Consider the following 10,249-nt stretch of genomic DNA (forward strand, 5'->3'; position numbering starts at 1 on the left):
GGTGCTTGTCAAGGCATCTTTCCCGCCTTGACAAGCACCCGCCGTCCGTCGTCACAATCAGCTTCGGGGTGCCCCCAACTCACCGGGGCGCAATGTCGCCGCCAGGCGACGAGCCACCCCGGCCAGCTCAGTTAGTCCCGCGCCGCCGAACCTTCAGCAGCACCAGCAACCCACCACCAGCAACAATCAACACCCCGGCAATCCAAAACAGCCAAGCGTTGTCGAACCCGGTGTTGGCCAACCCGCCGCCGGTCCCGTTCTGATTCCCAGCCGGAACCGCAGCCGGAGCACTGGTCGTAGTAGGCGCAGCACTAGCACTGGACGGCACCGCAGTAGGCGAAGCAGACGGCGCAGAAGAAGTCGGCTTGGACGGCGAAGTCGGCGTCTCGGTAACCGGCGGCTTGGTCGGCGCGGTCTTCACCCCGCACGCGAACCAGCGGTCGATCTTCGGCTGCGACCCGTCGTAGTTGTGCGGCGCGACCAGGTCCTTCCAAGGCGCGTCCTTGGGCAGCTTCTTCTTCCCCGGCACGTAAACCGAGTGCCCGTCATCGCCGCCGACGACGACGATCGCCTGGACCGTCACGCCCTCGGCGGTCTCGGTGATCGTCAGCGACTTCTCGCCGACGCCGCCGGTGAACTTGACGTCACCCTGGTCCAGCTTGCTGCCGCTGACACCTTCGACCTTGCTGCAGTCGGTGATCTTCGTGCCGGGGACCGGGTGCCCGCGGTCGTCGCCAGTGGTGCAGGCGAGCGCCGAGGTCGCGGTGCCGAGCATCGCGAGTCCGGCGACCGCCGCAACGGCGAACCCGGCGCGAAGTTTGGTGGGGAAGGGCATGGAGTTACTCCTCGAAGGAAAATCCGTACGGGGGACAGCACATGCGAAAACCACGACCCTCCGTAGGAACCCCGACCACTGTTCTCGCGAATTACCCGAGAGTGATTAACCCATCAGAGGGAGACGACGCGGAGAGTATCGCACCCGCAGTTGCCCGATCACCCTGGGTTCGAGTCGCCGCCCGAACCGAAATCCGCGAGTTGCGCGTCCGTGACCACGCACGCGAAACGGCCCGCCGCCCAACCTGGGCGACGGGCCGCTGAGCAGCGAAAACAGGTCAGTCGGCGACCGGCGGCGCGGGTTCTGACACCGCTCCGCCCTGTGCGACGCCCGACTGCCGCTTCCCGAGCAGCGAATGCCGCCGGCTGTAGGCGAAGTAGATGACCACGCCGACCACCATCCAGACGATGAACCGCAGCCAGGTCAGCACGGTCAGGTTCAGCATCAGCCACAGGCAGGCCAGGATCGCCAGCGGCGCGATGACCCACACGCCCGGCACGCGGAACGCGCGCGTCAGGTCCGGGCGGGTCTTGCGCAGCACCAGCACGCCCGCGGACACGAGAATGAACGCGAACAGCGTGCCGACGTTGACCATTTCCTCGAGCTTGTCCGCCGGGAAGAACGTCGCGCCCGCCGCGACCAGCGCGCCGACCACGATCGTCGCGCGCTTCGGCGTCCCGCGGTCGCTCGTCTTGGCCAGCGAACGCGGCATGAGCCCGTCGCGGGACATCGCGAAGATGATCCGCACCTGGCCGAGCATCAGGACCATGACGACGGTGGTCAGCCCGGCCAGCGCGCCGACGGAGATGATGTTCGCGGCCCAGTCCACGCCGTTCGCGGAGAACGCGGTGGCGAGCGTCTTGTGGCTGCCGTCGCCCGCCGAAGTCGACAGGTCGGTGTAGGGCACCATGCCGACGACCACGAGCGACACCGCGACGTACAGGACGGTCACGATCGCCAGCGAGCCGAAAATGCCGCGCGGAACGGCCTTCTGCGGGTTGCGGGTCTCCTCCGCGGTGGTGGCGACGATGTCGAACCCGATGAACGCGAAGAACACGATCGACGCGCCTGCCAGCAGGCCGAAAATGCCGAAGGAGCTGCTGCCGCCGCCCGCGATGAGCGAGAACAGTGACTGGTCGACACCGCTTTCCCCGGAGCCGGCCGGTTTGCCCTCGGGGACGAACGGCGTGTAGTTGCTGGCTTTGATGTAGAAAAAGCCGAGGATGACCACGAACAGCACGACGGCGACCTTGATGCCGGTGATCACCATCGAGAACCGCGACGACAGCTTCGTGCCGAGCACCAGCAGCAGCACCAGCACCGCGACGACGATGAACGCGCCCCAGTCGATGGCGAAGCCGCCGCCGAGATCGATCGACGTCTTGGCGCCCTTGCCGAAGAGGTACCCCAGCACCGTCTGCAGATAAGACGACCAGCCCTTGGCGACCGCGGCGGCACCGACCGCCAGCTCCAGGATCAGGTCCCAGCCGATGATCCACGCCATGAACTCGCCGAAGGTGGCGTAGGAGAACGTGTACGCGCTGCCCGCGACCGGGACGGTCGAAGCGAATTCGGCGTAGCACAACGCCGCGAGCGCACAGGCGATCGCCGCGATCACGAACGCGACGGACACCGACGGCCCGGCGAAGTCGCCCGCCGTGCGCGCGGTGAGCGTGAAGATGCCGGCGCCGATGACCACCGCGACGCCGAAGACCGTGAGGTCCCACGCGCTCAGGTTCCTGCGGAGTTTCGTCTCCGGTTCATCGGTGTCCGAAATGGACTGCTCGATTGACTTGGTGCGCCACAACCCAGTGCCGGGCAACGTTGACCTCCTGCGGTGACCTTCGTGGGGACCGGGCGCCACCCTAGCGTGTCAGTTGGGCGCCAGCTGTCCGGACAGTCAGCGCGTCTCGCGGTCGAGGTCGGGTTCCAGGTAAATCAGCGTCGCGACGGGGACCTTCGCGCGCACGCGGGCCTCGGCCTCGTCGATCGCGGTGGCGATCGCGGCGGTGTCGAGCCCGGGCACGAGCGCGAGCTTCGCGGCGACGAGCAGCTCGTCCGGGCCGAGGTACTGGGTGCGGATGTGGATGACGCGCTCGACCTTGCCCGCCGCCAGTTCGTCCACAATGGTCGCGAGATCGGTGTCGGTCGCGCCCTCGCCGATCAGCAGGCTCTTCATCTCGATGATCAGGATGATCGCGATGACGCCGAGCAACACCCCGATGAAGACAGTGCCGATGCCGTCGAACACCGGGTCGCCGGTCAGCACCGACAGCCCGACGCCGAGCAGCGCGAACACGAGACCGAGCAGCGCGCCGGAGTCCTCCAGCAGCACGACCGGGAGTTCGGGCTCCTTGGCCTGGCGGATGAACCGCCACCAGCTCGCGTTGCCCTTGATCTTGCGCGATTCGCCCATCGCGGTGAGGAAGCTGTAGCCCTCGAGGCAGATCGCGACGACCAGAATGACCACCGCGACGACCGGCGTGTCCAGCGGCTGCGGCTCGATGATCTTGTGAATGCCCTCGTACAGCGCGAACGCCGCGCCGAGCGTGAAGAGCATGAGCGCGACGATGAACGAGTAGAAGTACCGGTCCCGGCCGTAGCCGAACGGATGCTCCCGGGTGGCGCGCCGTTTGGACGTCTTCTGCCCGAGCAGCAGCAGCCCCTGGTTCGACGTGTCGGCCAGCGAGTGCACCGCCTCCGCCAGCATCGACGACGACCCGGTGACCAGGAAGCCGACGAACTTGGCCACCGCGATCCCGGCGTTGGCGGCGAGCGCCGCGATGATCGCCTTGGTTCCCCCGCCAGCTGACACTTCCCGCTCCCTGCTCCGCGCCCGAATTGCCCGGTGGGAGCCTAGAGGAGGCTTGGCGGCGGGAAGCGCTGGGCTGTCACCCTGCCTGCGCGACCTCGGCTTAGTATCCGATCAAATACCTTCGCAATGGTATCCTATCGGATACCTATCGGCAGCGAAGAGGAAGACGATGCACACAGCTGAACTGCTCACGACAGCACGTAGGGCGGCTGAGCTGAGCCAGCAGGAGTTGGCTCAGCGAGCAGGCACTTCGCGCCCCACCCTGTCCGCGTACGAGCGGGGCAAGAAGTCGCCCACTGTCGACACCATCATCCGCCTGCTCGCCGGGGCGGGCTTCACGCTTGCCCTCGAACCGCAGCTTCTTTTCCACGAGCACACGACCAGCGGCCGCTCGATCTCGGTACCCAGCAGCCTGCCCCGGCTGCCCCTCGCGAAAGCCTTCGCGAGGGTTGTTCTGCCGATCGAACTCAACTGGTCAGAACCGGAACGCAGCTTTGACCTCGCCGTACGCGCGGAGCGGGCTCGGGTCTACGAGATCGTGCTGCGGGAAGGCACCAGTGAACACATCGCGGAGTACATCGACGGCGCGTTGCTGATCGATCTATGGGACGAACTGGTCCTTCCCCGGGGAGTTCGAACTGCCTGGGCTCCGGTCATCGAGAGCGTCCGGCCGGTAGCTGCGTCGTGACCGCGCCGGAAGGGCTGACCTCGTTCCAGGTGGCTGTCGCACGAGTCTTCTTTGAACTACCGCAAAGCGACGGATTCCTGCTTGCCGGCGGCGCGGCGATGCTGGCACAGCAGTTAACGACCCGCCCTACGCAGGATCTCGACTTCTTCGCAAGCCCGGGGCACGGAGATGTGCCGGCTGCCCGGAACGCGTTCGAGTCCGCCGCCCGGGCTCGTGGTTGGCGGGTGAGCAGAATTCGCGACGCCAGCACCTTTTGCCGGCTGGTCGTGAGCGGGCCGGAGAACCTGGTTGTGGACCTCGCGCTCGACGCGGGGCCGAGCCTCCCGCCGACGCTGTCGTTTCTCGGCCCGACCTTCGATCGGGAAGAACTCGCGGGACGGAAGGTGGTCGCACTTTTCGACCGTGCCGAAGCGCGTGACTTCACCGACGTCTACGCGCTGTCCGCCACCTACCCGAAAGACCTGCTCCTGGCCCGGGCAGCTCAGCAGGATCCAGGCTTCGATACCTCCGTGTTCGCGCAGATGCTCGGGTCATTGTCCCGCTTCGAAGACCGGGACCTGCCGATCGCGCCCTCCGAGCTCCCCGCGCTGCGCCGCTTCTTCGCGACCTGGTCCACCGAACTGAACGCTTAGCGTCCGCTCACAACTCGCAAGACCCAGCGGTAGCCCGGAACAACTGCGACCGCTCCCCGCCCAACGGCCGCACCCGCACCGCCGGATCCGCCGCGGGCAGCCACACCGACTGCCCCCGTCGCAGTTCCACCTGCTCCCCATCGGCAGCGAGCACCAGAAGATCCCCTTCGGTGCACAGCAGGATCTGCGGCCCGGCCGAGTCGACCTCCAGCTCCGCGTCGTCGCCGGCCGCCCATTCCATGCGCGACAGTTCGAATTCCGGGGCGTCCGTGTGGTACACCGCCATCCGCCGGCCGGCGCATTCTCCGTGCTGCACCGGCATTTCCCCGCACGCGAAGTCGACCACGCGCAGCAGCTCCGGCACGTCCACGTGCTTCGGGGTGAGGCCGCAGCGCAGGATGTTGTCCGAGTTCGCCAGGATCTCCACCGCGGTGCCGTGCAGGTACAGGTGCAGGTTGCCGGCGGGCAGGTAGATCGCCTCGCCTGCGCGCAGGGTCAGGCGGTTGAGCAGCAGCGCGGCCAGCACGCCGGCGTCGCGCGGATGGGTCTCGCCCAGTTCCAGGATCGTGCGGCATTCGGTCGCGAACTCGCCGTGGTCCTGGACGTGCCGGACGCACGCGTCGAGCACTTCCGGCAGCAGTTCGTCCAGCGCGGACTGCGGCAGCGTGATCCACGTGGTGAACAGCGCGCGCAGACCGGCCGGGTCCGGCTGGGCTTCCAGCAGGCCGGTGTACTTGCCCAGCCCGGGCGTCTCGATCGCCTTGAGCAGCTTGACCGTGCGGTTCGGGTCGCGGAACCCGGCCAGCGCGTGGAACTCCGTCAGCGCGCAGACCAGCTCCGGTTTCGCCGTCGGGTCCGGGTAGTTGCGGTTCGCCGCGTCGCGCGGGATGCCGAGCTTCTCCTCGCGGGCGTGTCCTTCCGCGGCCTGTGCCGCCGACGGGTGCGCCTGCATCGACAGCGGTTCTTCCGCGGCGAGGATCTTCAGCAGGAACGGCAGCCGGTTGCCCCAGCGCCGCGCGCAGTCCTCGCCGAGCTGGCCGACCGGATCGGCGTCGACGAGTTCGAGCAGGCTCAGTTCGGTGCCGTCCGGGCCGAGCACGTGCGACGGGTCCCCCGGGTGCGCTCCCATCCACAGCTCGGCTTCGGGGTGCGGCGCCGGCACCGGACGGCCCTGCAGCTGCGGGATGGCCGTTCGCGATCCCCAGGCGTAGGGCCGTACGGCGTTGCGCAACAGCTCCACTGTCAACTCCCAATCCTTCCCGTCGGCACTGGGCCGACGCACGCGGCGGCGGAACCGCCTGCCCGCGTTCCCCCCTGCTCCCTCAGGCGGAGGCCGGTTCGTATCTCCCGGCCCCGCCGATGCTGCCCGCTGCCAGCCCCAGGTACACCGCGGCCAGTTCGAACCGCAGCGCCAGCACCGCGGCGCGGACGATCTCGTCGGCCTCGATCTCCTCGGCAGGCGCGATCAGGTCCGCGCCGGGCAGGAACTCCTCGGCTTGGTACCGGGCCGCCTCGGTGGCCGGACCGGTCCGCACCGACAGCAGCAGCACCCGCGTCGCGACTCCACCAGGAGAGTCGTCCGGATCGGCGAAAATGTCTCGCTCCGCGCCGCCTGATTGTGCGACGCGGCGCAAAGCGGGTCGAGCCAGCGCTTGCCGGTAGTCCTCTACGTCACACACCAGCGCGGCGTGCGCGGCGAACGCGTGCGCCGCGTGCTCGCCGACCGCCACCGCGACCGGGTCGAGCCCCCACAGCAACGGCACCCGGTCCGCGACCCGCAGCGCGAGCGCCTTCGCCGGGTTGGCGAACGACTCCCGCGCCAGGTAGTCCTTCTCCGCTTCGAGGTCGAGCTGGTCGGCGAGCGCCTGCACGTCCGCGACCAGCAGGCCGAGCGCGTTCGCGGTGAGCAGCCCGGCTGCCAGCCCGCGCGGGAAAGCCAGCTCCGGCGGCACCGGCACGCGCGGCGCGAGCAGCACGCCCTTGCCCGCCACCGACGCCGCGACCGGCCCCTCCGCCGGCGCGGACAGCACCACCGACGCACCGAAGCGAGCGGCGCGCTCCAGCGAAGCGGCCAGCTCGCGGTCGCCCGCGTCGTCGGTGTGCGCGAACACTACGTCCAGCGCGCCGATCCAGGCCGGCACCGCTTCGGCCACCACGACCGGCACCGGGCACGCCGGCGCGAGCAGCGCCGCCAGCAGCCGGGTGAGCGTGCGGCTCACCCCTGGCCGGTCGATGAGCACCAGCGAACGCGGACGCCCGACGTCCAGCCGTTCGCTCAGCTCCAGTTCGGCCGCCGCCTCGGCGGTGGCCCGCACCTGCGCGCCTGCCATCGCAGCGGCGCGCAGCAACCCCGCGCGGTCGGCGTCGGCCAGCCGCGCGGAGTCGTCGAGCAGGGAATCGTCAAGCATGGTCAAGCACTGTCGCCGTGGTCAGCGCCGGGTCCGTTCGAGCCGGGCAGTGTCGCCTCGTCGAGCAGCAGCACCGGGATCCCGTCGCGCACCGGGTACACCCGGCCGCATTCGGTGCAGGTCAGCGCGTCGGCCTCGGCGTCGTCCGGGGTGCCGGGGCGCAGCGGCGCGTGATCCGGCGACGGGCACGCGAGGATCTCCAGCAGCTGTGCGTCAAGCGTGATGGCCATAGTTCCTCCATACCACTCGTCGTTGGGGTGTTGAGGGCGCCTTCCGGACACAATCCGGCGCCAGCCGGTCAGGCCCGGACAAGGGCGAGCACCTCGGCGGTGAGCGCCTCGACCGCGGCCCGGTCGGCGGCCTCCACGTTGAGCCGCAGCAGCGGTTCGGTGTTGGAGGGGCGCAGGTTGAACCACGCGCCGCCGGGCAGCTGCACGGTGAGGCCGTCCAGCTCGTCGATCTCGACGCCGGACTTGCCCGCGTACGCGTCCTTCACCGCGATCATCCGCGCGACCTGGTCGCTGACCGTCGAGTTGATCTCGCCGGACGCCGCGTAGCGCGAGAAGTCCTGGGTGAGCGCGGACAGCGGCCCGTTCTGCTCGCCGAGCGCGGCGAGCACGTGCAGCGCGGCCAGCATGCCGGTGTCGGCGCGCCAGAAGTCGCGGAAGTAGTAGTGCGCGGAGTGCTCCCCGCCGAAAATCGCACCGGTGCGAGCCATTTCGGCCTTGATGAAGGAGTGCCCGACCCGCGTGCGCACCGGCTTGCCGCCGTGCTCGGAGACGATCTCCGGCACGCCCTTCGACGTGATCAGGTTGTGGATGACCGTGCCGCCCGGCTCCTTCGCCAGCTCGCGCACCGCGACCAGCGCGGTGATCGCGCTCGGCGACACCGGCTCGCCGCGCTCGTCCACGACGAAGCAGCGGTCCGCGTCGCCGTCGAACGCCAGCCCGGCGTCCGCGCCGACCTCGCGCACCTTGGCCTGCAGGTCCACGATGTTGGCCGGGTCGAGCGGGTTGGCCTCGTGGTTCGGGAAGGTGCCGTCGAGCTCGAAGTACATCGGCACGATCTCGATCGGCAGCCCGTCGAAAACGGTCGGGACGGTGTGCCCGCCCATGCCGTTCCCGGCGTCGACCACGACCTTGAGCGGCCGCGAGCCGGAAAGGTCGACGAGGTTGCGCAGGTAGGCGGCGTAGTCGCTGAGGACGTCGCGCTCGGAGACGGTGCCGCGCTGGCCGTCGAAGGAGGGAACGCCCTGCTCGACGGTGTCGCGGATCTCCGCGAGGCCGGTGTCCTGCCCGACCGGGGAAGCTCCGGCGCGGCACATCTTGATGCCGTTGTACTTCGCGGGGTTGTGGCTCGCGGTGAACATCGCGCCCGGCAGGTTGAGCGAACCGGAGGCGAAGTAGAGCTGGTCGGTGCTGGCCAGGCCGATCGAGACCACGTCGAGGCCCTGGGAGGTCACCCCGTCGGCGAACGCCGCGGACAGCTCAGGCGACGAATCGCGCATGTCGTGGCCGATCACCACGGCCGGTGCCTCGGGTTTGATGAGCAGCGCGAACGCGGCCCCGAAGTCCCGGACGAGGGCGGTGTCGAGCTGCTCGCCGACCACGCCGCGAATGTCGTAGGCCTTCACGATGCCCGAAAGGTCTGGCACGCCTTCTCCCCGCCGCTAGTTTCGTGGCGACGCCAGTCGCGCCGCGGGCGAAAGCCTACCGGGCGGGAGGACGGCTCAGGCGCGCCCCGGGAGGACGCGCAGATGGCCGCGCCTGCCGGAGGGCCCTTCCGGCTCGGGCTGCGCGGGCGGGACGTCGGAGCGACCGGCCTCGCGGACGGCCTCGGCCAGCGCGGTCAGCTCGTCGGCGGACTGCTCCGGCGCGGCGAAAGCCCCCTCGTGGCGGACGACTTCCCAGCCCTTCGGGACGGTCAGGCGCAGCGCGTGGGCCTCGCACAGGTCGTAGGAATGCGGTTCGGAAGCGGTGGCCAGCGGTCCGACGACCGCGGTCGAGTCCTGGTAGGCATACGTGAGCGTGGCGACAGCGGGTTCGAGGCAACCCGTTCGCGAACATTTCCGTACGCTCCGCACGATCCGAAACGATAGCGCGTCGCCGCAAGCGAAGTACCGGCGACACGCGCGTTGTCCTGGCGACCGCATAGACTTGGACGGTGGCGACGGCTCGTGACTACCGACAACGGCAGCGAATGCGGCGGGACCGGCACGGCCGGGGCCTGCGCGGGACGCTCTATCCGGCGTCCCTGCCCGCGGCCGCGAGCCGGGCGGAACGCTTCGACGCGCTGGTACTGGACGCATTGGAGCCCATCGAGGCCCGCTGGCGGCACGAACTGACGAAACTGGACGTCGCGGTCGACGACGTACCCGAAGTCCGGATGGACGGCCGCGCTCCGGCAGATGGCGTACTCCACGACGGCGCAGTCCCGCTGTCGCGCCTGGTCCCGGCCGGGGTCGACCGAACCGGCCTGCCCACTCGCGCGCGGATCGTGCTGTACCGGCGCCCGCTGGAAGCACGCGCGAAAGACCCCTCCGAGCTGGCAGACCTAGTGCACGACGTCCTGGTAGAGCAGGTCGCCGGCTACCTAGGCGTAGAACCAGACGTCATCGAAGGCGACTGACCTCGGCTGTTCCGTGAGGGGCCCCTTCACGGACCTGGATTCCAATGCCAGGGACTTAAGCCGGGCGACCCCGGCCTGCCGACTGTCCACACGGGACTCCAACCCAGCCGAAATGCCCCGGTTGATGCCCTCCTGACCGTTTCTGTAGGTCCGTGAGGGGCCCCTTGTGGGTATGTGTTTTGCAGAAGGGGGCCCGCCCGGGCCACGAGGTGGTTGACGGGGCGGGCGGCCCCCCCCGCGACA

Annotated in this window: 11 protein-coding genes; 3 read left to right on the forward strand and 8 right to left on the reverse strand. The window is 69.3% G+C overall.

What is annotated here, in order from left to right:
- Nucleotides 1-127: 127 nt before the first annotated feature.
- The 3 genes from ACWGIC_RS43490 to ACWGIC_RS43500 all read right to left on the reverse strand — a co-directional run bounded on the left by ACWGIC_RS43490 (nt 128) and on the right by ACWGIC_RS43500 (nt 3,650).
- Entirely contained in the window at nt 128-835 is a 708-nt protein-coding gene (locus ACWGIC_RS43490; protein ID WP_452081797.1) for an LPXTG cell wall anchor domain-containing protein, read from the reverse strand.
- A 277-nt stretch (nt 836-1,112) separates the two neighbouring features.
- Nucleotides 1,113-2,657: an amino acid permease gene (locus ACWGIC_RS43495; RefSeq protein ID WP_452081798.1), complete on the reverse strand. Its 1,545-nt coding sequence runs from the start codon at nt 2,655-2,657 to the stop codon at nt 1,113-1,115.
- Nucleotides 2,658-2,735: 78 nt separating this feature from the next.
- Nucleotides 2,736-3,650 carry a cation diffusion facilitator family transporter gene (locus ACWGIC_RS43500; RefSeq protein WP_452081799.1) on the reverse strand — a complete coding sequence of 305 codons (915 nt, stop codon included), beginning with the start codon at nt 3,648-3,650 and terminating at the stop codon, nt 2,736-2,738.
- A gap of 169 nt (nt 3,651-3,819) precedes the next feature.
- Between ACWGIC_RS43500 and ACWGIC_RS43505 the strand changes: the two genes are divergently transcribed.
- On the forward strand, nt 3,820-4,338 hold the full coding sequence (locus ACWGIC_RS43505) for a helix-turn-helix domain-containing protein (protein WP_452081800.1): 519 nt from the start codon (nt 3,820-3,822) through the stop codon (nt 4,336-4,338).
- Nucleotides 4,335-4,970 (forward strand): nucleotidyl transferase AbiEii/AbiGii toxin family protein, encoded by a 636-nt coding sequence (locus ACWGIC_RS43510; RefSeq protein ID WP_452081801.1) that lies wholly within the window; start codon nt 4,335-4,337, stop codon nt 4,968-4,970. Before ACWGIC_RS43505 ends, ACWGIC_RS43510 begins: the two co-directional genes overlap by 4 nt.
- Nucleotides 4,971-4,977: 7 nt before the next feature.
- On the opposite strand, the gene manA is transcribed toward ACWGIC_RS43510, so the two are convergent.
- From manA to ACWGIC_RS43535, 5 genes are all read right to left on the reverse strand, one after another.
- The gene (gene manA, locus ACWGIC_RS43515; RefSeq protein ID WP_452081805.1) at nt 4,978-6,210 is read right to left on the reverse strand and encodes a mannose-6-phosphate isomerase, class I; all 1,233 of its coding nucleotides are present in this window, start codon (nt 6,208-6,210) and stop codon (nt 4,978-4,980) included.
- 82 nt (nt 6,211-6,292) lie between these two features.
- Nucleotides 6,293-7,378, reverse strand: coding sequence for a hypothetical protein (locus ACWGIC_RS43520; RefSeq protein WP_452081802.1), 1,086 nt, complete (start codon nt 7,376-7,378; stop codon nt 6,293-6,295).
- A 2-nt stretch (nt 7,379-7,380) separates the two neighbouring features.
- Nucleotides 7,381-7,608 carry a Trm112 family protein gene (locus ACWGIC_RS43525; protein ID WP_452081803.1) on the reverse strand — a complete coding sequence of 76 codons (228 nt, stop codon included), beginning with the start codon at nt 7,606-7,608 and terminating at the stop codon, nt 7,381-7,383.
- A gap of 68 nt (nt 7,609-7,676) precedes the next feature.
- Complete coding sequence (locus ACWGIC_RS43530; protein ID WP_452081804.1) at nt 7,677-9,032, reverse strand: phosphomannomutase/phosphoglucomutase; 1,356 nt, start codon at nt 9,030-9,032, stop codon at nt 7,677-7,679.
- A gap of 75 nt (nt 9,033-9,107) precedes the next feature.
- A complete protein-coding gene (locus tag ACWGIC_RS43535; RefSeq protein WP_037718335.1) occupies nt 9,108-9,461 on the reverse strand; it encodes a DUF3499 domain-containing protein in 354 nt (117 codons plus the stop codon).
- 116 nt (nt 9,462-9,577) lie between these two features.
- On the opposite strand from ACWGIC_RS43535, the gene ACWGIC_RS43540 reads away from it, so the two are divergent.
- Nucleotides 9,578-10,006, forward strand: coding sequence for a metallopeptidase family protein (locus ACWGIC_RS43540; protein WP_182890259.1), 429 nt, complete (start codon nt 9,578-9,580; stop codon nt 10,004-10,006).
- The last annotated feature ends 243 nt before the right edge of the window (nt 10,007-10,249 follow it).

This window comes from Amycolatopsis sp. NPDC054798, assembly GCF_053611505.1.